The sequence below is a fragment of the Solirubrobacter phytolaccae genome, assembly GCF_027587195.1.
In the GTDB taxonomy this organism is placed as follows: domain Bacteria; phylum Actinomycetota; class Thermoleophilia; order Solirubrobacterales; family Solirubrobacteraceae; genus Solirubrobacter; species Solirubrobacter phytolaccae.
The window spans coordinates 44545-68379 of record NZ_JAPDDP010000009.1 but is presented as its reverse complement, the minus strand read 5'-3'; the positions used below and the strand labels follow the sequence as shown (position 1 = coordinate 68379).

Here is a 23835-nt window from a genome sequence, read left to right as displayed (position 1 = left end):
CGCGTCAGTCGAGCAGGCGTTCGACCAGCGAGGCCGCGAGCCCCGGCAGGTGCAACGTCGACGCGCCCAGCAGCTCCGCGCGCGGGCCGAGCTCGCCGACCACGAGCCGGGCGGCGTCCGCCGCGGCCGGGAACGCGCGCCGGTGGATCGCGGCCTCCAGCGGCGCCATCACCAGCGGGCCCGCGGCGGCCAGCTCGCCGCCGACCACGACGCGCGCCGGGTTGAGCAGGCCGATCGCCGCCGCGAGGCCCTCCCCCACGACCGTCGCGGCGTCGGTCAGCGCGCGCTGCGCCCGCCGGTCGCCGGCGCGGGCCGCGCGGACGACCGTGCTCACGTCACCGTGCGCGGCGCCGTGCACGTCCCCGACGATCGCGCGCGAGCCGGCGAGCGCCTCGACGCAGCCGCGATTGCCGCACTCGCACAGCGGGCCGGTGCCGCCGAGCGAGATGTGCCCGAGCTCCCCGGCGATGCCGCTCACGCCGCGGTACAGGTTGCCGTTGATGATCAGCCCGATGCCGATCGTCGGCGACAGCCGCAGGTAGAGCAGGTCGTCGCAGCCGCGGCCGGCGCCGAAGCGGTGCTCGCCGATCGCGCCGGCGTTCGCGTCGTTCTCGACCTGCACGGGCAGCTCGACACGCTGCTGCAGGGCCGTCGCGAGCGCCGAGCCCGGCCAGTCGCCAAGGCCCGCGCCCACCACCCCGACGCCGAACACGGCGCCGCGGTCGACCTGGGAGCCGGCGATGAGGTCCTCGACGAGCGTGGTGGCCGCGTCCAGCACCGCGCCCGGGTCGGCGGCGACGGCGAGCGGCAGCTCGAGCGCCTGTCGCTCGGCGCCCGTGAGGTCGAACAGGCTGCCGCGCAGCCCTTGGTCGACGAGCTCGAGCGACAGCGAGTAACCGGCGTCCCCGGCGAGGTAGATCCGCATCGGCGGCCGGCCCATGCCGCCCTCGGCCTCGACACGCTGCTCGATGAAGCCATGATCGTCGAGCGCCGCCAGCGCCAGCCCGACCGGCGAGCGCGTGAGCCCGGCACGCGCGCCCAGCTCCGCGCGCGTCATCCCCGGCACCTGGACGAGCGCGGTCACCACCCGCGAGAGCGAGTCGCGGGACAGGTCTGCATGCCGCTCGCTTCGAGCCGAGCCCGCGTCAATGGTGGCCATGGTCCCGAATCTAGACCGACATCTGACGCGGCGTGGCCCAAATGAGCGCTTTCTTCAACCGGCTTTAGGCCCGTCTCATGAGAAAGTGGAGGTCGGTCAGCCGGTGCAGGCCTCGCGCTCGTACTTCAGCCGGCCGTTCACTGGCTCGGCCCACCCGTGGCAGTCGACCGGGTTCCGGTAACGCGGCTGCGTCGCCGGCGCGGAGGGTGGCGTCCCCGACTTGCAGTAGTAGCCAAGCGCGCAGTCCCGGGCACCCCACGGCCCGGTGAAGGCGTTCCACTGCGCCGGCTGGCGGCCTTCCGCCCGGGTCGGGAAGCGGTGCACGCAGCTCGAGCTACGGCCGCACACGTTGATCCGGTTGCCGATCCACCGCAGCGCTCCGTTGTGCCTGCCTTCTCCGAGGTCGGGGTCGGGGAACTGCTTGCACGCACCACCCCGGCAGCGGTCCGGGTAGGTGGCGTGCGTGCCGTCGGCGACGAAGGCCAACGGCCGCAGCTCTCCATCCTCAGACTCGGCGATGTAGCCGGCGTACTCGGGCTTGTCCCACATCGGCCGCAGATCCTCCTCCCAGCGATAGCGCACGACCTTCGAATGCTGCGCGTAGTGCACCGACGCGACGAACGGCTCCTTGGTGCGATCGAGCACCACGGTAAGCCCTTCCCAGTCGGACTCGTGGTTGTGGCAGGTGATGCCCGGGATGACCATCCCGGGGCCGCAGAACGCCCCGCCACCGACATCCACCGGGTTGTCCGGGAGAAACCACCAGTAGTCGAGGTAGAGCAGGTCCCGCCCCTTCGAGGTGGCCGAGACCGCGTTGACGTAGATCGCGGTGTCCGGAAGCTGCGCAGACGCGTTCGGGAGCTCTGGCGGTTGCGCCGCGCCCGGGAGCGTGCCCTGCTCGGACCCCGCGACGCCGCCAACGGCCTCGAACTCGTCCTCGACGAGCTTCTGCAGTGTCTTCTGCTTTCCAGGCGTGTCCCAGCCGGACTGGTCGACCTGCAGATGCGTCCCGCCGTTGAACAGCTTCGCAGGATCGGTCACCCGCTCGCAATCGGGTTCCGAGCGCTCGCCGTCACTGCACTGCGAGAGCTTCCCGCTGGCGAACAGCCAGTCGATCGACAGTGGCCGTGGCACGCGTTCAGCGCTGTCGAACAGCAGGATCGGCCGGTACTTGATCGCGAGCGAGAGATCGGCCGTCGTGGTCGGCGCGCGCACCGCCAGCGCCAACGCCAACTCGGTCACGTTCGGACGCTTGAGGCGCTGGAGCGACGCGACGCCGCCCTTGGACGAGAAGCCCTCCCAGCGTCCCAGTCGTTCCGCTCGGTCGGTCTCCAGCACCACGTACGTCGGGAGGTCCCCGGCGCCGGCCGCTCGTCGGACGCTACGCCACCGCTCCACGTCGTCACCGGTGCGTTCATCGAGTTGGGCCAGGTCGACCATCGGCGCCGAGCCGTCGACGAGCAGCACGAGCAACGAGTCGTCCCCGTCGGGGACAGGGCGGGGCCGGGGCTCTCGGCCCGCCTCGGCGCCCAGTGCCAGCACCCGCAGCGCCTCTCGACGATCAGTGGTATCGGTCAGCGTCCAGCGCACGCGCGTGCCCTCAGCGACGCCGACGCTGTAGTGGGCGGTGAACCCGTTCAGATCCGGGTCCTGCTCGACAACGTCGGGCGGGGGTGCGTGCTTGCGACCGGTGGTGATGATGCGAATGTGCACGTCGACGTCGACTCCCTCTCGGGCAGCGATCTCCTTCGGGTCGACCTTCTCGGGTTCGACGAGGATCGGCACGAGCCCGAGAACGACCACACCGGCCACAGGCACGACCACGCCGAAAACAGCGGCCGGTAGCTGCCATCGCGGCGACGCCTGCTTGTACAGGCACCACACGACCTGCCCGATCACGACCGCCAGCGCTCCGGAGACGACGAGTACCACTGCCGTCGCGCTCTCGTCGTCGCGAGGCGTGATCAGCACCGGCACGTCGATGATCAGCAGCACGGCCAGCGCGAAGGCGACCTGACCTGCCGACCACCAGTGCCACTGCGCCCCGCGGCCGATCGCCCAGTGCCACATCCGCTTGTACGCGGGTTCGCGAGTGCGGTGCGCCTCCTCGTCTCGCGTCGCCTCCTCGTCTCGCGTCGCCGGCTTGGTCGGCTTGGTCGGCGTGGTGCCGTGCAGATACCAGGCCGCGGCGGACGCGAGGACCACGACCGCAAGCACCAACCCCACTTCGATCGACCGCTCGTTGCCCCACCTGGTGTTGAAGCCGAGCAGCACGAGCGTCCCGACAACCGCCGCGCCGAGTAGCCGCCCCGCAATCTCGTTGAACTTCACGAACGCCGTCAACACGACGAGCGCTGCGGCGACGACCACCGCCCGCTGGCCGAGCGCTTCGTGCAAGGCGCACACCCCCGCGAAACCAGCGGCCAGCACCAGGACCACCGCCGTCCAGCGTCCGATCACGAGCGTCCTCTCCATCGCGCCAGCGCGGGCATGACCAGCAACCAGGCGCCGAGGACGACCGCGAGCGCCGGGATTCCCACCTTGATCAGGAAGCCGCCGATCTGCGTGATGGCCCAGTCCCTGTCACTGCGCCCGCAGTAGCGAGGTTCGTCGGCGCCGCCGCAGTACGCGACGTCGGGGCCGACGATGTCGGCCATCGTCTTCGCGCTGAAGGCGCTCGGCACGTCTGCTCCCACCGGATTCGCCGGTAGGCGTGAGTGGGAGCCGACCCATTGGGCGAGGACCTCGGCCATCGCTTCGTGGCCCCTCTCATTCGGGTGGAAGCTGTTGTGGATCCACTTGTTCGGCTTGCTCGCCTGGTCGAGGACCCCCCTTACCGAACCCAGTGCGATGAAGTTCATCCCGCTGTCGTCGAGCTCATCGGTGTCGCAGATGCGCTTGCTTCCGGGTACGAACGCGTTCTCCATCGGCTCGACCACGTAGAAGCGCTCCTCGCGCGCGACGGTGCGAATGACACCGTTGAGCTCGCCGACGAACGCGTTGACGAACTTGTGCTCCTCCTCGCGCAGCACCGAGTAGCCACAGCGCTCAGGCGCGATCGGATTCGGATAGGGCACGACGACGACGGGCGCCTCGGAGCCGATGACGCCCCGGATCGCGCGGAAGGCCGCCCGGACCTCGGACCGCACGTTCTCGTCGCCCTTCGTCAGATGGTCGAGCCACTTCTGCCCGCGCGCGACGCAGCTGCCCGGCGCGACGCAGGCGGTACCGATGTCCGAGAAGCCGGCGTCGTTGCCGCCGATGCTGACGAGCACGTAGCGGACCTGCGCGTTCGTCTCATCGAGCACGTCTCGCAGCTGATCAAGCTGATCGAGACCTGCGGTCCAGTCGTCGTCCACGGGGTCGCCTTTGAACTTGACCTTCTCGTGGATCTCGTCCGCGACGGCCCCCGAGCATGCGTGAAACGCGAGATGGTCGATCCCGATTAGCCCTTCGCGCACGACTTTGGCTGCGTACGCGGTCGGCGCTCGCCTGCACTCGTTGTTCTTCGCCGGGTCACTCGTACGGACGTAGAACTCCGGGGCGCCCTCGCCCGACATGTAGGAGTCGCCCAGGGCTACGAGCGCGGGCTTGGCGGCCTCCGGCCCACGGAAGTCGTCGGGGGCTTCGCCGGTCGGGTACGTGACCCAGAACAGGGCGATGAGACCGACGACCAGCAGCGTGTCGGCCTGCGTGTTCGAGGCGATGAACCACATCAGCACGACGGCCAAGCCGACGATCGCGAGGGTGAGGCGCGGTGTGGCATCGAAGAGCACGAGCAGGCACACCGCCCCCGCGACGATTGATCCCGCGCCGACCAGAGCCCACCACGGCTTGACCAGTTCGTTCCAAAGCAGGTCCTCCGACAGCAACGTGATCCCGATCGGGAGCAGCAGCATCGCGAGCGCCGTGAAGAGCAGCCCATACGCCTGGAACGCGATGGTCACGACCAACCCGGCGAGGGCGGTTGCGCCGACCCCTGCCAGCCACAGCTTCCCGCGCTTGAGACTCTGCGATGGTCGCGCGCGCCATTCGGTGACGGCTTGGCCGACGCCGAGGTAGAACGCGCACAGGCCGCCCAGTCCCACGCCGCCGGTCGGCTCGCCGAACCAGTCGAACAACCAGGCGGCGCTCGTGAGCAGGCCGCCCACGATCATCACGCCCGGCACGAGGACGCGGACGAGGGCTTTGCCCTCCTTGCGCGCGCGCTCGAGCCCGCGTTGCAGCAGCCCGGTCGCCACCACCAATCCGAGCAGACCAAGCGCCAGCGGCTTCCAGTCACGGTCGTACCCGCCGACCGAGAACAAGACGAACGCGCCCACGTACAGCAGGCAGCCAAGCCCGATCCTCACGTACGTGCTCACGTCGCCACTATCTCCGCCACGCGCAGTACAACGCAAGCGATCAGAGAAAGTTCACCCACGGGCGGCCCGCGTGCACGGGCCGCCCGGGTCTCTGTGGGGGAGAGCTACGTCGCCTACGGGGTCGTAGTCGACAGGGTGAACGTGAGCGTCTTGGCGTAGGTGCCGCGACGCAGGTCGTCCGTCTCAGCGATCGACTGCTTGAAGTCGATCGTCGCGGTGTCCTTGCCGACCGGGCCGCTGTACGTCAGCAGCGTGGTCGGCGCGCTCGTGGTGCCCAGGGCCGCGAAGACCCCGGTCCCGCCGCGGGCGCTCGTGGCCTTGACCTGCACCGCTTGCGGCAGTGCGAGAGAGCCGTTGACCAGCTTGCCCGGGTGGGCGGTGCTGGGGTCGGACACCGTCAGCTTGGCCTCGCCCGCGCTCGAGGTGATGTGGGCTTGCGTGGTCGCGGTGTAGTCGCGGGTCACGCCCGGGGTGAACGTCCCGAACGTGGGTGGCGTGGTGAGGGCGAGCGCGAGCACGCCCGGCACGCTGCCGGTGAGGTCGGTGTTCGCCTGCACCGACTCGCCGGTGGTCGGTGGCGCGATCGTGAAGGCCACGCTCCCGACCGCAGAGACGTTGCCGGCCTTGTCGGTCGCCCGGTGCTCGACCGTGTGCGCGCCGACCGCGCTCACCACGACCGGCTCCGCGTAGGTGGTCCACGCGCCGCCGTCCAGCCGGTACTCGAGCTTGTCCAGGCCCGAGCCGCCGACCTCGTCCGCGCCGGTCACCGTGACCGTCACGGGCCCCGTGCCGGCGGTGGTCGCCGCCGACGTCGGCACCGTCGTGTCGGGCACGCCCGCGGTGATGCGGAAGTGCTCGAACACGGCGTTGTCGCGCGTGGTCACGGTGGCGTTGCTGTCGTTGGCGTACAGCCCGATCCTGGGGTTGGCGCCCGCAATCGACAGCGCCGTCGGTGAGCCGAACGTCGTCCACGCCGCGTCGCCGTCGAAGCGGTAGTACGCGCGCAGCGTCGTCCCGTCCGAGACGATCCGCAGGTTCACGGTCGTCGGCTTGCCGTTGATGTTCGCGGCGTTGTCGAAGCCGGCCGCCGTGTTGTTCGTCTCGTTGAGGAACTCGAGGACGCGCGAGCCGGTGTACACGTAGTCGGCCTTGACGTAGTTGGCGTCGTCGCCGTACACGAGCAGACCGGCCTGCTCGTAGTTCTCGTTCGGGTTGAACGTGAGCCGCGTCTCCATCGTCCAGGGCCCGGTGGGCGCCGGCTGCAGAAGCATGTTCGGGTTGTTGTTCGCGCCGTTGGCGAAGAAGTCGCCGTGCGCGGCGGGCAGCGTGAGCTTGCCGTCGGCGACCGTGTAGCCGCCCGGCTCATGGCGCACGATGTCCGTCCAGCGGCACAGGTTCAGCCCCGCGCCGTCGAACTCGTCCGCCGGCGTCTGCGGCGTGGTGAGCTTGAACCAGTCGACCTTGAGCTCACGGTTCACGGTCGCCGCGGACGTGGCGTAGACGCCGATCTTCGGGGCCGTGATCCCGCTCAGGTTGGTCGTGGCGCCGTAGTTGGTCCACGTGATCCCGTCCGCGGAGTACGCGGGCTGGATCGTGGTGCCGTTGGACGTGAGCCGCAGGTACCACGTGGTCGGGAACGACGCCGGCAGCACACCCGTGGCCGAGCCGAGGCCCGTCGCGGTGTTGCCCAGCTCCTTGAACGCCTCGAAGCGCCGGCCGCCGCTGTAGACCATGCCGGCCTTGATCAGGTTCGCGTCGTCGCCGTAGACCATCAGGCCGGCGTTGTTGTAGTTCGTCGTCGGGTCCCAGTTGGCCTTGATCGTCGCCGTCCACGGCCCGGAGGTCGGGAGCGGCTGGTGCACGAGGTTGCGCAGCCCCGTCGCGCCGGCGTGGATGTCGAAGTTCTCCGACGTGATGTTCAGCGAGCCGCCGCCGACGTTCATCGTCGCCGCGTTCTCCCGCACGACGGTCCACTTGTCGCGGTTGAGCGCGGAGCCGACGAAGTCGTCGTCGGCCGGGCACGCCGCCACCGCGGCGGTCGCGTCGATCCGGATCGTCGCCCTCTGGTGCTTGCCGCCCGCGTCCGTCGCGGTCAGCGTCGCGGTGTAGGACCCGATCGCGGCGTAGACGTGGCTCGCGTCCTTGGTGGTCGCGTCGACCGTGCCGTTGGAGTCGAAGTCCCACGCGTACGTGAGCGCCGCACCCTCCGGGTCGAGCACGTTGCCCGTGAACGTCACCGGGAACGGCGCGACGCCGCTGACCGCGTCCGCGGTGATCGACACCTCGGGCGCCGCGTTGGCCGCGATGCCCTTGCCGGAGAACGTCAGCTGGTCGAGCTCGTACAGCGCGCTCGTCGGGCCGCCCGTGCGCGCCGCGCCGACCACGTACAGCTTGTGGCTGGCGTCGTCCGGCGGCGTGAGCGTCGCGGTCACCGTCTTCGCGGTCGACGCGCCGCCGCTGGCCGTCAGGTCGGCCGTACCGACGAGCGGGCCGGTCGGCGAGTCGAGCCGGAACTCGGCCAGCCCGCCGGCGCCGGCCGACGCGTAGCGCACGCGCACGCGGGTGATGCCCTTCAGCGAGACGGGCTCGAAGTACACCGCGTCGCCGGGGTCGAGCGCGACGCGCCGGCCGCCCTCCGCCGACGTGCTGTCGACCGTGGTCGTGCCGGTCTGGCCGGTGAAGTGCTCGGCCTGGATCTCCTTCGGGTTCAGGCGCCGTGTGGTCGCGCCTTCGAGCGGCGTCGAGTTGGGCGCGCCGTTGTCGAGGTAGGTGGCCGTGAGGACGAGCGCGATGTTGGCGCTCTTCTCGTGGCCGGACTCCTGCTCGACCTGGATCGTGCCTTCGCAGCCGGTCTTGTTCACGCCCGGGTGCACGTGGGCGTTGCCGCCCTCGTCGTGGAAGATGCCGGGCGAGACGACGACCTTCGAGCAGTCGATCGTCCCGTCCTCCGGGTCGGAGACCGTGACCTTGTAGGCGAGCTCGTCACCCCAGCCGTAGACGCCGCCCTGCGGGAGGTCGAGCGTGACCGTCGGGCGCGTGTTGCCGACCGTGACGAGCACGGACGAGGTGCCCGACTTGCCGGAGCTGTCGGTGACGGTCAGCTGCACGGTGAACGTGCCACCGGTCGTGAACGTGTGCGTCGGGTTCGCGGCCGTCGACGTGGCCGAGCCGTCGCCGAAGTCCCACGCGTAGGTGAGCGCGTCGCCGTCCGGGTCCTCGGAGCCGGCGCTCGAGAACGTCGCCGTCAGCGGCGTCGTGCCCGAGTCCTTGTCCACGCTGGCCTTGGCGACCGGCGTGCGCGAGCCCTTGACGTAGTCGATCCGGTACAGGCCCGAGTCGGGGTTGATGCCCGAGCCGGCGTAGTTGAAGTCACGGCCCCACTCGAGCACGTACAGCGTGCCGTCGGGACCCATCTCGATGTCCTGCGGGTGCCGGAAGTCGGCATTGGGCATGAAGCGGCGGACCTCGGCGGGCTTGCCCTGCGCGTCGAGCGTCAGCGTCGCGATCCAGTCGCGCGACCAGTCGGCGAAGAAGACCTTCTTGTCGTAGAAGGCGGGCAGCTTCGTGTCGGAGCTCGTGCCCTCGTTGAAGTGGTAGGTCGGGCCGGCGATCGCGGTGCGGCCGCTGCCGGTCGGGATCGCCGTCGGGCCGGTCGCCCACGGGAAGCCGGTCGGGTACGGCGAGTACGGCCACCACAGCAGCGCGCCCGTCGCGGGCGGCGTCTTGGCGAGGCCGGTGTTGTAGTTGGAGGTGTTGTTCGGGCCACCTGCGCAGTCGAACGTCTCGCCCGCCGGGCCGCTCGGGAACGTCCAGTCGCGGTAGGCCTTGTTGTCGGCGATGCAGTACGGCCAGCCCATGTTCCCGGCCTGGCGGATCTGGTTGAGCTCGTCGTAGCCGCGTGAGCCGCGGTTCGCGTTCTCCGCGTTCGCGTCGGGGCCGACCTCGCCGTTGTAGACCCAGCCCGTCTGCTGGTCGACCGCGATCCGGAACGGGTTGCGGTGGCCCATCGTGTAGATCTCGGGCTTGGTCTTCGCCGGGTCCGACTGGAAGGGCGGGAACAGGTTGCCGGCCGGGATCGAGTACGTGCCGTCGGCCTCGGGCTTGATGCGCAGGATCTTGCCGCGCAGGTCGTTCGTGTTGCCGGAGGTGCGGCGCGCGTCATACGCGCGGTCGGCGTCCGGGTTGTCCCCCGCGTTGTTGCGGATCACGTCGTCGTCGATCGGGTTGTAGCCCTGCGACTGCGAGTGCTCGGTGTCGTCGCCGGTGGAGATGTGCAGCAGCCCGCCGGGGCCGAACGTCATCGAGCCCGCGGAGTGGCAGCAGACGATCCGCTGGTGCGGGATCTTCAGCAGCACCTTCTCCGAGGCGAGGTCGACGTTGCCGTTGGCGCCGATCGTGAAGCGCGAGACGTGCTGCTCCTCGGGCGACGGCGCGCTGTAGAAGAGGTAGATCCACTTGTTGGTCGCGAAGCCCGGATCGAGCGCGATGCCGAGCAGGCCGTTCTCGTTGCCGCGGTGCACGGGGATCGTGCCGACGGTGCGCACCGAGCGCGTGGTCGCGTTGTAGTACTTGACCTTGCCGGCGAGCTCGACGTAGTAGACGTTGCCACCGGGCGCGATGGCGATCTCCATCGGGTTCTCGGTGTTGTCGTCGAGCGTGACCTTGTCGAAGGACGCGTCGGTCGGGGTGCCGTCGCGCGGCGTCCCGCAGTCGCCGGGCGCGGCGCCTGCCGCCCACTCGATCGCGCCGAGGATGTGCTTGCGATAGTCGGGCTCCTGCCAGGCCGTGCCGGAGTGCCCGAGCGCGGTGTAGAACGAGCGCCCGCGGTCGAAGTTCGAGCACCACACGATCGGGTGGTCGTCGGCCTCGGCCGTGCCGTCCTCCTCGTTGTAGGTGCCCTCGTCGAGCTTGGCCAGGACCTTGACGCCCTGCGGCTCGGCGGTGAAGTTGTACCACTCGTCCGTGCGCGCCCAGTTGGTCGGAATCCCCTGCGTAGCGGGGTGATTGCCGTCGACGATGTTGACCGTCGCCTGCTGGATCGCCGGGTGGTTGTTGAACAACGAGCCGCCGCGCGCCTCCTTCATCCACTCCCAGTCGCGGTCGGCGTTGGCCGCGGCGTGGATGCCGACGAGGCCCTTGCCGCGCTGGTACCAGCGCTCGAACGCGGTGCGCTGGTTGGCGGTGAGGATGCCCTCGCCGTCCGGGTGCAGCATCACGACGACCTCGTACGGGCGCAGGTTCGCGTCCGTGAACTGCGTGGCGTCCTCGGTCACGGTCACGTTGAAGTTCTGCGCCGTGCCCATCGCCTGGATGCCGGCCTTGCCGGCGTCGATCGCGTCCGTGTGCCGGAACCCGGTCGTCTTCGAGAACACGAGCACGTCGAAGCGCGGCGTCTGCGCGGCCGCCGGTGTGGCGCTCATGCCCAGCAACGCGGCGGTCAGCGCCGCCGCCTTCCATCTCATCCTCATCGTCTCTCTCCTCCTACGCGGCTTCGGCCAAGGGCTCGACCCCGAGGAAGCGCTTCTGCTGCTCGGGGTCGGACAACAGGTCTTGCGAGGTCGTCTCGGTTGCCACCGACCCCGACACCATCACCACCACGCGCTCGGCGAGCGACGTCGCCACGCCGAGGTTCTGCTCGACCACGAGCAGGCCCATGCCGGCCGCCGCGAGGTCCTTGATCGTCTCGATCAGCGTCTCCACGACCGTGGGCGCGAGGCCCTCCGACGGCTCATCCATCACGAGCACTTTCGGGTTGGTCAGCAGCGCGCGGCCGATCGACAGCATCTCCTGCTCGCCACCCGACAGCGACGTGCCGGAGACGTGCTTGCGCTCGGCCAGGCGCGGGAACAGCTCGTAGACCCGCTCGGGGGTCCAGGCATCGTCGCGGCGCGCCCCCACGATCAGCAGATGCTCGTCGACCGTGAGCGACTGGAACAGCCGACGGCCCTGCGGCACGTAGCCGATCCCGGCCTTCGCGATCCGGTGCGCGGGCTTGCCGCCGAGCTCCTCGCCCTCGAGACGCACGGAACCGGTGACGCGGTTGCCCGGACCGAGCACGCCCGACAGCGCCTTGCACAGCGTCGACTTGCCCATCCCGTTGCGGCCGATCAGCGCGACCGGCTCGGCGCCCAGCGTGAGCGACACGTCCTGGAGCACGTGCGCGGTGCCGTAGTAGGCGTTCAGGCCGGTGACCTCAAGCATGCGCGATCAACCCCGAGCCGAGGTAGAGGTCGTGCACGGTCTGGTTGGCGCGGATCTCATCCGGCGTGCCCTCCACGATCACCCGCCCGTCGTGCATCATCGTCACCCACTTGGCGACGCGCAGGGCGACGTCCATGTCGTGCTCGATCAGGATCAGCGTGATGTCCTCGTCGAGGCCGATCAGCGTCTCGGTCAGCCGCACGCGCTCCGCGCGCGAGAGGCCCGCGGCGGGCTCGTCGAGCATCAGCAGCTTCGGCTCGGCGACGAGCGCCATGCCCACCTCGAGCTGGCGCTGCTCGCCGTGCGAGAGGTCCATCACGAGGTCGTCGAGGCGCGTGTCGAGGCCGATCCGCTCGGCCATCGCCCGCGCCGCCGCCCGCAACGTCCCGTCCTTGCCCGACGGCACGAGCCGCAGGTGGCCGGCGCTCACGCCGAGCGCGGCGAGGTACAGGTTGTCCTCGACGGAGAGCCCGGCGAACAGGCGGCTCGTCTGGAACGTGCGCGAGAGGCCCAGGCGGGCGCGCTTGCGGGCGGGCAGCGTGGTCACGTCGAGCCCGAACAGCTCGACGCGCCCCGCGCTCGGTGGGAACTCCCCCGAGATGAGGTTGAAGACGGTGGTCTTGCCGGCCCCGTTGGGGCCGAGCACGGCCCGGCGCTCGCCGGGCCGCACTTGGAGGTCCACGCCGCGCACGGCGTGGACGCCGCCGAACCGGCGGTCGATCCCCGTCAGGCGGAGGATCGGCGCCGGCTCTTCGTGGGTTGCCGTGGCGGCCATGAGCTCGCTACTCGCCGAAGCTCACGTCTTCGGACTGACCGACCCACGGCGGGGCCTCGCCGGCCTCGCACTTCGGGTTCTCGCGGTCAGGCGCGGGGGTGTCGGCGGAGAAGGCGCCGTTGAACGTCTGGTCGACGTCGTTCACGCGCGCGAACGTCTGCACGTCCGGCACGCCGTCGCCCGTCGTGTCCTCGACGATCTTCTTCAGGAAGACGTTCGAGATCGCCTGGCGGTTGCTGTCGAGCTTGACGTCGCCCCACGGGGCTTCCTCGCCGGAGAGCGTGACCTTGGCGAGCTCGGCCTGCAGCTTGCTCTGGTCGGCGACGTCACCGCCGGCCGCCTCGAGCCCCTTGATCAGCGCCGTCATGCCGGTGTAGTAGCCGTAGGTGAACACGGACGGGCCGGCGCCGGCGATCTCGTCGCCGTAGTTGTCCTTCAGGCCCTGGATGTAGGCGGCGACGTCGGGCGAGTCCGAGTCGGCCGCGGTCATCGCGGAGGTCACGCCACCCACGAGCGACTTGCCGACCTCCTTGAGCACGAGCGGGTCGTCCCAGAAGACGTTGCCCAGCATCCGCTCGGTGTCGACGCGGCCGCGCTGCTCCTCGTACTGCTTGATGAAGCTGATCAGGCCCGAGCCGCCGATGCCGACGTACAGCCCGTCGACGTCCTTGGGGATCTGCGAGATGTAGGACGAGTAGTCCTCCTCGCCGAGCGGTGCCCACACGCGCTTGGGGATCTGGCCGCCGATGGCGCAGAACTCGGCGACGAAGCCGGCGAGCGACGTGTACGGGAACGAGTAGTCGTCGCCGATGATCGCGGCCTTCTTCCAGCCGAGCTTGTTGTACGCGTAGTCGCCGAGGCCGGCCGACCACTGCGCGCCGTCCGGGTGGAAGCGGAAGAAGTTCGGGGCGCCGACCTTCAGCGTCGAGTCCTGCGCGCCCGCGATGCCGTTGACGAACGTCTTGTCGGGATGCTCCTTGGCGTAGTTGGCGACCGCGATGCCCTCGTCGCCGCTGAGCGGGCCGATCAGGATGTCGGCGTCCTCCTGCTCCATCAGGCGCCGGGTCTCCTCGATCGCCTTGTCGGCCGTGTCGTCCGCGCAGCCGTAGCCGACGATCTCCACGGGCTTGCCGGCGATCGTCGCGCCGGTCACGCCGTCGGTCGGCTTCTCGCCGGCGGGCTTGGCGCCCGCGTACTTGATCAGCGCGAGGTTCGCGCCCGAGGCCGTCGGCTCGAAGAACGAGCCGAACGCGCCCTCGCAGTCCGACAGGAAGCCGATCTTGATCGGCTCGCCGCCGCCACCGTCGGTCGCGGCCTTCTTGGCGCCATCACCACTCGCGCTTCCGGAGCCGCTCTCGCTGCCGCACCCGGCCACCGCCCCGGCCGCCAAGGCAGCGACCAGCGCGACGTGTGAACGTCGGAACATTTCCCTCTCCCCTCGTGTTGCTTAGTCGACGGTCTGTGGCGCGGGCATCGGTGCCGGCGCACGACGTGGTGTCTTGACTTTCCTGCTCAGCTGCTCTGCGATCCCGATCAGGCCGCCGGGTGAGGCGAGCACGATGATCAGGAACAACACGCCGATGAGCGTGTTGAACCGCGCGGGGCCGAGGACGTTGCCGACCTCCGGGACCCACTCGCGCGAGTAGTTGTCGATCAGCGCGTACGTGAGCGCGCCCAGCCACGCGCCCTCCAGCCGGTACAGGCCGCCGATCACGGCGACGATCAGCACGTCGATCGTCTGCGCCAGGTTGATCGACCCCGGCGTGATGCGCGTGTTGTAGAAGACGCTCAGCACCCCGGCGATCCCGGCCACGAAGGCGGCGATGCCGAACGCGAGCGTGCGGTGCAGGGTGACGTCGAAGCCGAGCGCGCGCATGCGGGCGGGTTCGTCTCTGACGCCCTGCATGCCGAGCCCGAACGCGGTCCGCGAGAGCACGCCGAGGCCGAGGAACACCAGGACCGCGACGACGAGCGTCACGAGGTAGCGCGGCAGCGGGTCCTGCTCGGGCGAGCCGACGATGCCCGGCAGGTCGACGCTGTTGATGCCGCCGAAGCCGCTCAGCCCGGTGACCTGGCTGAAGAAGTAGTAGACGAGGACGCTGAAGGCCAGCGTGATCATCAGGAAGTAGATCCCCTCGCTGCGCGCCGCGATCCAGCCGAAGCCGAGGCCGACGAGCGTGGCGATGAGCAGCGCGGCGACGAGCGCCAGGTAGGGGTTGACGGCCGCGGCGGCGCCGCCGTCGGCGAGCACGAGGTTCGCGTAGGCCATGCCCGCGATCCCGTAGATGCCGACCTGCGCGAGCGAGACCATCCCGCCGTACGCGGCGAGGAAGATCAGGCTCGCGGCGGCGATGCCGAGCCACAGCGCCTTCGTGAGGATCGCGCTCAGGAAGAAGTCGCTGACGAGCAGCGGGGCGATCGCCGCGAGCGCGACGACGGCGATCAGGGCCGGCCACGCGATCCGGCGGGTGCTGACGGTGGGGTTCATGCCGGCCTCCCGTAGAGCCCGAGCGGGCGGAAGGCGAGCACGCCGACCAGCAGCGCGAACGTCACGATGATCGAGTAGTTCGTCAGGTCCAGGTCGCCGAAGACCAGGTAGACGTCCGCGTACGCGTCGACCAGGCCGAGGGCGAGCGCGCCGATCGCGGCGCCGCCGAGCGAGCCCATGCCGCCGATGATCACGACGATCAGCGAGTTCAGCAGGAACGCCGTGTCCTGGCCGGGCGCGAGCGAGATCATCGTGCCGCCGAGCACTCCCCCGATGCCCGCGAGCAGCGCGCCGAGGAAGAACATGCCGATGAAGACGCGGTTGACGTTGATGCCGAGCGCGGAGACCATCTCGCGGTCGTCCACGCCGGCGCGCACGATCTTGCCGAAGCGGGTGCGCTTGATGATCAGGTAGAGGCCGAGGCCGATGAGCACGGCAGCGCTGAGCACGACGACGCCGCGGAAGAAGCCGAAGCGCACCTCGCCCGGGAGCGTGATCGATGTCGGCCACGCGGACGGGGCCGCGATGTCCTTGGAGATGCCGCCGAAGTAGGCGAGCATCTGGTCGGCGAGGATGACGCTGAGCGCGATCGTGATCAGCGCCTGCCGGAGGTCCTGGCCCTGGTTCCAGCGCAGGAAGACCTGCTGGAGCACGACGCCGATCACGCCGATGATCAGCGTCGCGAGGACGAGCGGGATCAGCCACGCGAACACGCTGTACTCGGCGTCGGACTTCCCGCTGAGGGACAGGCCCAGGCCGCTGTCGCTCGTGAACCAGCGCGTCTGGATCTCCAGCGCGATGTAGCCCCCGAGCAGGTACAGCGAGCCGTGCGCCATGTTGACCACGCGCATGAGCCCGAAGATCAGCGTGAACCCGCTCGCCACCACGAAGTACAGCGCGGCGAGCGTGAGCCCGTTGAGGGTGACCGTGACGAACTGCTGCATCAGCTCGCGACGGCCTCCTGCCGCAACGTGAACTCGGGCAGGCGGACGAGCTCGCCGCCCTTGAGCGCGGACTCATGCGCGCACAGGCCGACGCACGTCCAGTTGGCCGAGCGGCGGGCGTTCGGGAACGGCTCGCGGGTGTCGGCGAGCGCGCTGACGAACTCGTGCACGAGGTGCGGGTGCGAGCCGCCGTGGCCCGCGCCTTGGGTGAAGCTGAGGTGCTGCTCGTCCTCGGCGTCGTACACGCCCTTGGTGGTGAAGCGCTGGATGGGCTCCGGCAGGCGGTGCGCGAAGTCGGGCACGTCGATCGCTTCCGGGATCTCCGGCTCGGGCTTCTTCGCCGTGTGCAGGACGTGCTTGCCGCCCTCGATCAGGCTCCACTCGAACGCCTGCTTGGAGCCGTAGACGTCGATGCTCTCGCGGTACTGGCGGGCGACGTCGAACAGGCTGCGGTAGATGCGCGCGGTGACGTCGGAGTCCTGCAGCTTGATGTGCGCGGACTCGACCGCGAACGGCGAGCCGTAGTGCTCGATCAGATCCTCGCGGATCGTGCCGGAGCCGAAGCAGGACACCACTTCGGCGGTCGCGTCGGTGAGCGCCAGCATCGGGCCGACGCAGTGCGTGGCGTACCACATCGGCGGCAGGCCGGGCCAGTAGTCGGGCCAGCCGTCCATGTCCTGCATGTGGCTCGCCTGCAGGAACTGCAGCTTGCCGAGCGCGCCCGTGTCGTAGAGCTCCTTGATGAACAGGTACTCGCGGGCGTAGACGACCGTCTCCATCATCATGTACTGGAGGCCGGTCCGCTCGACCGCCTCGACGATGCGCTTGCAGTCCTCGATGCTCGTCGCCATCGGCACGGTGCACGCGACGTGCTTGCCGGCTTCGAGCGCCTCGAGCGTCATCCACGCGTGGTCGGGGATCGGCGAGTTGATGTGGACCGCGTCGATGTCCGGGTCCTCGAGCAGCTCGCGGTAGTCCGTGTAGCGCTTGTCGATGCCGAACTGGTCGCCCACCTCGTCGAGACCGGTTCGGTCCCGCCGGCAGATCGCGGCCAGCTCCGCCTGCGGGTGCCGCTGGTAGATCGGGATGAACTCGGCGCCGAAGCCGAGCCCGATCATCGCCACTCGAATCACGTCGTTCTCTCCTCAGGCCGCGATCGGCGGGGTCAGGGCGCTTCGCAGGAAGGCGGCGCCGTTGCGGGCGAGCTCGTCCGGCTCGGCATCGAGCGGACGCCACAGGGAGACGGCCTTGGCGATCTCCTCGATGCCGGGCGTGAACGACTCGATCACGAGCGGGCCCTGGAAGCCGATGTCCTTGAGCGCCTCGAACAGGTCGCCCCACGGGAAGTGGCCGGTGCCCGGCGTGCCGCGGTCGTTCTCGCACGTGTGGACCTGGAGCAGCTGGTCACCGACGAGGCGGATCGCGTCGCCGATCGACTTCTCGTCGATGTTCATGTGGAACGTGTCGAGCAGGACGCCGACGTGGTCGCTGTCCACACGGTCGACGAGCTCGAGCACCTGCTCGGCGGTGTTGACCAGGTCGGTCTCGAAGCGGTTGAGCGGCTCGACGCCAAGGCTGACGTCGTGCTTCGCGGCGTGCTCGGCGGCGCGCTTGAGGCCTTCGACCGCGAGGGTGCGTTGCGCCTCGCGCTCGTGCGGCTCGAGCATGCGCGTCTTGCCGACCGCGGAGTAGAGCGGGCCGACGAAGTGCGGCGCGCCGAGCGCGGCCGCGATCTCGACGCAGCGCTCGATGTACGCGAGCGCGTTGGCGCGGATCTCCGGGTCCTCGTGCGAGAGGTCGCGGTCCGGGCCGATCGCGCCGCACACCGTGAAGCCGATGCCCGCGGACTCGCCGGCTTGCCGAAGCCGCTCGACATCGAACGCGTCCGGGTCCTCGACCGCGATCTCCAGCAGGTCGAACCCGAGCGCTTTCGCGTTCGCGACGAGCAGCGGCACGTCGCTATCGCTGAATGGCGAGGTCCATATCCAGGACGACGCCCCAATTTGGTTCATCCCTCTCTCCTCCGAAGCGGACTTCGGGCGAGAGACTACAGATTAAGAGCGGGGGTGCAACTTAATTTGTCGACGAGCGACGAATAGGCGTTATGCCGCCGCCGCTTCGGTGACGAAGGCGTCGATCGCGTCCGGGTCCAGCGTGTGCTCGATCACCGTGAGCGCGGCACCACGGAGGCCGGCGTCGTCGCCGTACGGGGAGCGAGCGAGGGTGACGGCGCGGGCCGAGGCCGGCAGCGCGGTCTTGTAGATCGCCTCCTGCATGCCGACCAGGAACTGGTCGCCGGCGTCGACGAGGTAGCCCCAGACCGCGATCACGTCCGGGTTCAGGAGGTTGATCGCGCCGGCCACGACGTCGCCGATCACGCGCCCCGCCTCACGGACCTCCTGCACCGCTTCCAGGACCCCGCGGTTCGCGAGCTCTGAGACCTCGCGGGCGGTGTGGATGTCGAAGCCGTGCGCGTGCAGGCGGGCGGCGAGCGCGGCGCCGCCCGCGACCGTGTTCAGGCAGCCGCGGGAGCCGCAGGTGCAGGGCTCCTCGTGGGCGTGGACCTTGGTGTGGCCGATCTCGCCGAGCAGGCCGGTCGCGCCACCGACGACCTGGCCGTCGATGATCAGGCCACACGCGATCACGGTGCCGACCTTCAGGCACAGGAAGACGCGGGCGTCGGGCCACGAGGTGCGGTGCTCGCCGAGGGCGAGGAAGTTCACGTCGCGGTCCATGAACACCGGGCGCTCGTAGCGGGCTTCCAGGCGCTCGGCCAGGGGGAACGAGCGCCAGGCGGCGGTCGCGCTGCCGGTGCCGGCGATCTCGAGGTCCCCCGGCATGCCGATGCCGAGGCCGTACAGGCGGCCGGCGTCGGCGCCGACCTCGGCGAGGCCCTCGTCGAAGTGGCGCTCGAGCTCGGACAGCAGCGCCTCGGGACCTTCGCCGACGTCGATGTCGACCTTGCGGTACCAGAGCACGTCCGCGGCGAGGTTGGTGACCGCCATCAGCATGCCGCTCATGCCGACCTGCGCGGCGAGCGTCACACCCGCCGAGCCGTTGAAGGCGAAGCGGCTGGCCGGGCGACCGCGCGCGCCGCTCGTCTCCCCCACGCCGACGACCAAGCCATGCCGGAGCAGCACGTCGATGCGCTCCGTGACGGTCGAGCGGGCCAGGCCCATCGTGGCCGCGAGGTCCGCGGTGGTCTCCGCGGAGCCGCGGCGGAGCAGGTCCAGGACCTCGCCTGTGCGCGCCAGGCGGAGCGGACTCGGATTCGTGGACGCCACGGCCCAATCATACGTCGGCGGAAGTCGGACGAGTTGACGCGTACCGTCGGAAGAGTTACGTTGCTCGTCGACGAAATTAGGAGGAGGGGCGGGTGCAGTTCACGAGGGCCGAGATCATCAGCCGGCTGCGGGGGCAGATCGAGCGCAAGCAGGCGGTCGTGTGCGCGGGAGCGGGCACGGGCATCTCCGCGAAGTTCATCGAACGCGGCGGCGCCGATCTGATCATCGTCTACAACTCGGGCCGCTTCCGGATGGCGGGGCACAGCTCGATGTGCGGGCTGCTCGCGCTCGGCGACGCCAACGCGATCGTCATGGAGATGGGCGAGCGCGAGGTGCTGCCGGTCGTCCAGCGCACACCGGTGATCGCAGGCGTGAACGGCACCGATCCGACGCGGGTGATGCGGCGCTTCCTCGGCCAGGTCGCCGAGGCCGGGTTCTCGGGCGTGAACAACTTCCCGACGGTCGGCCTGTTCGACGGCCGCTTCCGCAAGGAGCTCGAGGCCTCCGACCTCGGCTTCGCGCGCGAGGTCGAGATGATCTCCACCGCGCACGAGCTCGAGCTGTTCACGATCGTCTACGTCTTCACGCCGCAGGAGGCGGCGGCGATGGCCGCGGCCGGTGCGGATGCGATCATCGCGCACATGGGCCTCACCGTCGGCGGGAGCATCGGCATGAGCGTCGACGAGGCGATGACGCTCGACGCCGCCTGCGAGCTGGTCGGCGCGATCGGCGAGGCCGCGCTCGCGCAGAAGCCGGACGCGATCGTCCTCTGCCACGGCGGCCCGATCGCCACGCCCGACGACGCCGCCCAGGTGATGGGCCGCTCGAACGCCGTCGGCTTCGTCGGCGCGTCGAGCATGGAGCGCCTGCCGGTCGAGGAGGCGGTCTCCTCCACCACCGAGCACTTCAAATCGATCCCGATCGGCTTGTGAGCGTCGCCCTCGTCGCCGCGCTGGACACGAAGGCCGAGGACGCCGACTTCCTGGCGTCCCGCCTGCAGTCCCGCGGCCACGAGGTCACGGTGGTCGACACCGGAGTGCTGGGCGAGCCGGGCTTCCCCGCCGACGTCTCACGCGCGACGGTGGCGCGGGCCGGCGGCAGCTCGCTGGCGGAGCTCGTCGCACGCCGCGATCGCTCCGCGGCGGTGGCGGTGATGACGACGGGCGCGACGCACGTGCTCGCGGACCTGCACGCGCGCGGGCGCCTGACGGGCGCGATGGCGATCGGCGGGGGCGCCGGGACGACGATCGGCGCGACCGCGCTGCGCGGGCTCCCGCTCGGGTTGCCGAAGGTCGTGCTCTCGACGCTCGCGGCGGAGACGAGCCGGTTCGTCGGCACGAGCGACCTCGTGCTGTTCCCGTCGATCGTCGACGTCGCGGGCGTGAACCGCATCAGCCGCGTCTCCTACGCGCGCGCGGCCGACGCGCTCGCGGGCATGGTCGAGGGCTCCGCGGACACGCGCGAGGAGGCGTACACCGCGCCGCTCGTCGCCGCGACGATGTTCGGCGTCACCACCCCGTGCGTGCAGCGCGCCAAGGCCCGGCTCGAGTCCGCCGGCTGCGAGGTGCTCGTCTTCCACGCGTGCGGCGCGGGCGGGCAGATGATGGAGCGGCTCGTGGACGACGGGCTCGTCGACGCCGTGCTGGACGTCACCACCACCGAGTGGGCCGACGAGATCCTGGGCGGCATCCTCACGGCCGGCCCGCACCGGCTCGAGGCCGCGGCCCGCGCCGGTGTCCCCCAGGTCGTCTCGCTCGGCGCGACCGACATGGCCAACTTCGGCCCGCTGCGCACGCTCCCGGCGCGCTTCCACGGCCGCCGCCTGTACGAGCACACCGCCGACAGCACGCTGCTGCGCGTCTCGGTCGACGAGGCGGCCGCGATCGGTGCGGCCATCGGGGACAAGCTGCGCGCCGCGGTCGGGCCCGCCACGATGGTCGTGCCGCGCCGGGGCGTCTCCGCGCTCGACGTCGCGGGCGCGCCGTTCGACGACCCGCACGCCCGCGCCGCGCTCAGCGAAGCGGTGCGCGACGAGCTCTCCGGCTCCGGCGTGCGCTTCGAGGAGCACGACCTGCACATCAACGACGACGCGTTCGCGGACCGCCTCGCCGAAGGCCTGCTGCGCCAGCTCGCGCGCTAGATGCGCTCCAGATCCAGCCGTTCGGGCGGCCGGTCGTAGCCGGTGAACGCGACGGCATAGCTGTCCAGCTGTGCCACGGCGACCCAGCCTTCGTCGTCCATCCACGGCTCTCCGGGTGCGGCGAGCGCGAACGTCACCGGCTGTCCGTCGACGGTGCCTTCGAGTGTGCCGATCGGGAGCTCGTCCACCCGCAACGCCGCGGTCTCGGGGCCGTAGCCCCAGTCGCGCACGAGGTGCTCCTCGAACACGCGTCGCGGGTCCTGGGCCGTCGGCCCGATCCACAGCCGGCAGCCGTTGCCCGCCACCCCGAGCGCGGTGGCCGCGTGCGGTTCGCCCTCCCACGCGTACAGGTCGGGCCGGCCCCGGCCCTGCAGCCACAGCACGGGCACCCGCGCGCCGGCGAGCACCCGCCGTTCCACCTCGTGCGCGACCTCGTCCTCGCGGGGCACGCCGGCCGAGAAGTCGTCCTCGGGATCGGTGACGGGTGCGCGGACGGCGTCCATGAACCGCACCTCGGGATCGCTCTGGCCGCTGCGCTGGGGCAGCACGCAGAGCCACAGGCCGGGAGCGGTGACCGCCGCGTGCCAGACGCCCTTGCGGTCACGGACCTCGGCCGCGACGGCACCGCGCGGCATCCCGCCCGCCACCACCTGCGGCGAGCGGCCGAGCTCCGTCAGCCCGCGCTCGACCAGCCACTCGTCGGCCACGTTCGGGAGATGCGCCGCACCGAAGGTCATGCCGTCGCGCCGGTACAGCCCCGCGTGGCGGTGCTCGTCGACCGGCGTGGAGACGATGACGTCGAGCCCGGCGAGCGGATCGGGGTTCGGCCGTTCGCTCTGCCGGCGCAACTGCTCGCTCACCGGCGTCTCGATCTCGTCCACGAGCACCGGCATGCCGAGCAACGCGTGCAACCGCGTCGCGAGCGCGAGCCAGTAGGTCTCGATCAGGACGTAGCCGTCGTCCGCGGCCTCCAAGGCCTCGGTGAGGGCCGCGCAGCTCGCGCCCGCCTCGCTCGCGGGGTCGAAGTGCGGGTACCCCAGCTCGCGTTGCTCGCCGTCGCGCTGCACGTGCTCGTCGAGCTCAGTGAGCTCGAGCGCGAGCGGCGTCAGCTGCGAGACGTCCCCGCTGTACTGCTCCCACAGCAGGACGCCGACCGCCCGCGAGAGGTCGAGGTCCGCGTAGCCCGGCGCGACGCTTGCGGCCGTCTGATCGATGAGCGTCTCGATGTCCACTGCCGCCCACCGTACCCGCCCGTCCGGGCGCGACCACGTGGTTCAGCCGTGCCCGGTGTGGAGAGCACGCAGGCATGCAGAACGTAGTCATCACCGGGGCTTCCAGCGGAATCGGCGCGGCGACGGCGCTGCACCTGGACCAGCAGGGCGCGCGCGTGTTCGCGGGCGTCGAGAACGAGGGCGACGGGGCCACGGCGCTCGCCGGCGCGTCCTCGCGGCTGCAGCGCATCACGCTCGACGTCAGCGACGACGCGTCGATCGCCGCCGCGTTCGAGACGATCCGGAGCCAGGTCGGGGACGCCGGCCTCGACGGCGTCGTCAACAACGCCGGCATCGGCTACGCCGCGCCGCTCGAGCTGCTCCCGCGCGAGGACTTCCGGCGCCTGCTCGACGTCAACGTGCTCGGCCAGGTCGCGGTCACCCAGGCCGCGCTGCCGCTCATCCGGCTCGGCCACGGCCGCGTGGTGATCGTCGGCTCGGTCGGCGGCATCCTCGCCTCCCAGTTCGCCGGCGCGTACCACGCGTCCAAGTTCGCGCTGGAGGCGATCGCCGATGTCTGGCGCCAGGAGCTCGACCCCGACGACGTCCCCGTGATCCTGATCGAGCCGAGCACGATCGCCACGCCGATCTGGGACAAGGCGATCGCCTACCTCGACCAGCTGACCGCCTCCGACGACAAGCGCCTGAAGCGCTACCGCGAGCGGCTGACGTCGTTCCGCGAGACGCTCCACTCAGCCGACGAGCACGGCAAGGCGCCCAAGGACGTGGCCGAGGTGATCGCGGAAGCGCTCACGACCAAGAAGCCGGACACGCGCTACGTCGTCGGCGCGGACGGCAAGCTGGCGACGGCGCTCCGCCCGCTCATCCCCGACCGGATCGCGGACAAGCTCGCAGAGCGCACCACCGCGTAGCTCCTACATTGGGACGCGTGCCGCGCCGGGGTCGACCCGCGCGTCGCGCGCAGATCCCGCACCTGACCGGCGGCGGCACGCTCGGCTTGTTTGACCGTCGCCGTGGTCGTGACCGGCACCGACCTGCCGAACGTCGGTGACGAGGGTGCGCTGATCGACGCGTTCGACTTCGCCGGCGACCCGCCGCGCGTGATCATCGACGCGATCGAGCGGCACTACGCCAAACACGGCACGGCGGTCGAGATCACCGGGCTGAGCCGGGAGAGCGAGACGCTGCACGCCTCGCTCTCCGGGCAGCTGGCCGGCGCGCACTAGCTGCGCGCCGGCTCACCCTCGC

17 protein-coding genes are annotated in these 23835 nt (G+C 70.6%); 4 read left to right on the top strand and 13 right to left on the bottom strand.

What is annotated here, in order from left to right; translation table 11 throughout:
- Positions 1–4: 4 nt before the first annotated feature.
- From OJ997_RS07180 to OJ997_RS07125, 12 genes are all read right to left on the bottom strand, one after another.
- The gene (locus OJ997_RS07180) at positions 5–1159 is read right to left on the bottom strand and encodes an ROK family transcriptional regulator (RefSeq protein WP_270024385.1); all 1155 of its coding nucleotides are present in this window, start codon (positions 1157–1159) and stop codon (positions 5–7) included.
- 96 nt (positions 1160–1255) lie between these two features.
- The gene (locus OJ997_RS07175) at positions 1256–3619 is read right to left on the bottom strand and encodes a hypothetical protein (protein WP_270024384.1); all 2364 of its coding nucleotides are present in this window, start codon (positions 3617–3619) and stop codon (positions 1256–1258) included.
- A complete protein-coding gene (locus OJ997_RS07170; RefSeq protein WP_270024383.1) occupies positions 3616–5523 on the bottom strand; it encodes an SGNH/GDSL hydrolase family protein in 1908 nt (635 codons plus the stop codon). Before OJ997_RS07170 ends, OJ997_RS07175 begins: the two co-directional genes overlap by 4 nt.
- A 113-nt stretch (positions 5524–5636) precedes the next feature.
- Positions 5637–10991, bottom strand: coding sequence for a ThuA domain-containing protein (locus tag OJ997_RS07165; protein WP_270024382.1), 5355 nt, complete (start codon positions 10989–10991; stop codon positions 5637–5639).
- A 13-nt stretch (positions 10992–11004) separates the two neighbouring features.
- Positions 11005–11724, bottom strand: coding sequence for an ABC transporter ATP-binding protein (locus OJ997_RS07160; RefSeq protein ID WP_270024381.1), 720 nt, complete (start codon positions 11722–11724; stop codon positions 11005–11007).
- Positions 11717–12499, bottom strand: a complete 783-nt coding sequence (locus OJ997_RS07155; protein ID WP_270024380.1) for an ABC transporter ATP-binding protein — start codon at positions 12497–12499, stop codon at positions 11717–11719. The genes OJ997_RS07160 and OJ997_RS07155 overlap by 8 nt, the downstream gene beginning before the upstream one ends.
- Positions 12500–12506: 7 nt before the next feature.
- Positions 12507–13925, bottom strand: a complete 1419-nt coding sequence (locus OJ997_RS07150) for an ABC transporter substrate-binding protein (protein WP_270024379.1) — start codon at positions 13923–13925, stop codon at positions 12507–12509.
- A gap of 21 nt (positions 13926–13946) precedes the next feature.
- Positions 13947–14987, bottom strand: a complete 1041-nt coding sequence (locus OJ997_RS07145; RefSeq protein WP_270024378.1) for a branched-chain amino acid ABC transporter permease — start codon at positions 14985–14987, stop codon at positions 13947–13949.
- Positions 14984–15931: a branched-chain amino acid ABC transporter permease gene (locus OJ997_RS07140; RefSeq protein WP_270024377.1), complete on the bottom strand. Its 948-nt coding sequence runs from the start codon at positions 15929–15931 to the stop codon at positions 14984–14986. Before OJ997_RS07140 ends, OJ997_RS07145 begins: the two co-directional genes overlap by 4 nt.
- Positions 15931–17049, bottom strand: coding sequence for a Gfo/Idh/MocA family protein (locus OJ997_RS07135; RefSeq protein ID WP_272599466.1), 1119 nt, complete (start codon positions 17047–17049; stop codon positions 15931–15933). Before OJ997_RS07135 ends, OJ997_RS07140 begins: the two co-directional genes overlap by 1 nt.
- A gap of 27 nt (positions 17050–17076) precedes the next feature.
- The gene (locus OJ997_RS07130) at positions 17077–17886 is read right to left on the bottom strand and encodes a sugar phosphate isomerase/epimerase family protein (protein ID WP_270024375.1); all 810 of its coding nucleotides are present in this window, start codon (positions 17884–17886) and stop codon (positions 17077–17079) included.
- A 147-nt stretch (positions 17887–18033) separates the two neighbouring features.
- Positions 18034–19215, bottom strand: coding sequence for an ROK family transcriptional regulator (locus tag OJ997_RS07125; RefSeq protein WP_270024374.1), 1182 nt, complete (start codon positions 19213–19215; stop codon positions 18034–18036).
- 92 nt (positions 19216–19307) lie between these two features.
- On the opposite strand from OJ997_RS07125, the gene OJ997_RS07120 reads away from it, so the two are divergent.
- Positions 19308–20147: a phosphoenolpyruvate hydrolase family protein gene (locus OJ997_RS07120; protein WP_270024373.1), complete on the top strand. Its 840-nt coding sequence runs from the start codon at positions 19308–19310 to the stop codon at positions 20145–20147.
- The gene (locus tag OJ997_RS07115; protein WP_270024372.1) at positions 20144–21355 is read left to right on the top strand and encodes a Tm-1-like ATP-binding domain-containing protein; all 1212 of its coding nucleotides are present in this window, start codon (positions 20144–20146) and stop codon (positions 21353–21355) included. Before OJ997_RS07120 ends, OJ997_RS07115 begins: the two co-directional genes overlap by 4 nt.
- On the opposite strand, the gene OJ997_RS07110 is transcribed toward OJ997_RS07115, so the two are convergent.
- Positions 21352–22587, bottom strand: coding sequence for a hypothetical protein (locus OJ997_RS07110; protein WP_270024371.1), 1236 nt, complete (start codon positions 22585–22587; stop codon positions 21352–21354). The two genes, OJ997_RS07115 and OJ997_RS07110, sit on opposite strands and share 4 nt — an antisense overlap.
- 74 nt (positions 22588–22661) lie before the next feature.
- On the opposite strand from OJ997_RS07110, the gene OJ997_RS07105 reads away from it, so the two are divergent.
- Both OJ997_RS07105 and OJ997_RS07100 read left to right on the top strand, forming a co-directional pair.
- Entirely contained in the window at positions 22662–23498 is an 837-nt protein-coding gene (locus tag OJ997_RS07105; protein ID WP_270024370.1) for an SDR family NAD(P)-dependent oxidoreductase, read from the top strand.
- A gap of 90 nt (positions 23499–23588) precedes the next feature.
- Positions 23589–23813 carry a hypothetical protein gene (locus OJ997_RS07100; RefSeq protein ID WP_270024369.1) on the top strand — a complete coding sequence of 75 codons (225 nt, stop codon included), beginning with the start codon at positions 23589–23591 and terminating at the stop codon, positions 23811–23813.
- Positions 23814–23835: the final 22 nt, after the last annotated feature.

Coding starts and splice junctions, on each gene's coding strand:
- OJ997_RS07180 (WP_270024385.1), bottom strand. CDS start 1,159: ATGGCCACCATTGACGCGGGCTCGGCTCGAAGCGAGCGGCATGCAGAC.
- OJ997_RS07165 (WP_270024382.1), bottom strand. CDS start 10,991: ATGAGGATGAGATGGAAGGCGGCGGCGCTGACCGCCGCGTTGCTGGGC.
- OJ997_RS07160 (WP_270024381.1), bottom strand. CDS start 11,724: ATGCTTGAGGTCACCGGCCTGAACGCCTACTACGGCACCGCGCACGTG.
- OJ997_RS07155 (WP_270024380.1), bottom strand. CDS start 12,499: ATGGCCGCCACGGCAACCCACGAAGAGCCGGCGCCGATCCTCCGCCTG.
- OJ997_RS07150 (WP_270024379.1), bottom strand. CDS start 13,925: ATGTTCCGACGTTCACACGTCGCGCTGGTCGCTGCCTTGGCGGCCGGG.
- OJ997_RS07145 (WP_270024378.1), bottom strand. CDS start 14,987: ATGAACCCCACCGTCAGCACCCGCCGGATCGCGTGGCCGGCCCTGATC.
- OJ997_RS07140 (WP_270024377.1), bottom strand. CDS start 15,931: ATGCAGCAGTTCGTCACGGTCACCCTCAACGGGCTCACGCTCGCCGCG.
- OJ997_RS07135 (WP_272599466.1), bottom strand. CDS start 17,049: ATGATCGGGCTCGGCTTCGGCGCCGAGTTCATCCCGATCTACCAGCGG.
- OJ997_RS07105 (WP_270024370.1), top strand. CDS start 22,662: ATGCAGAACGTAGTCATCACCGGGGCTTCCAGCGGAATCGGCGCGGCG.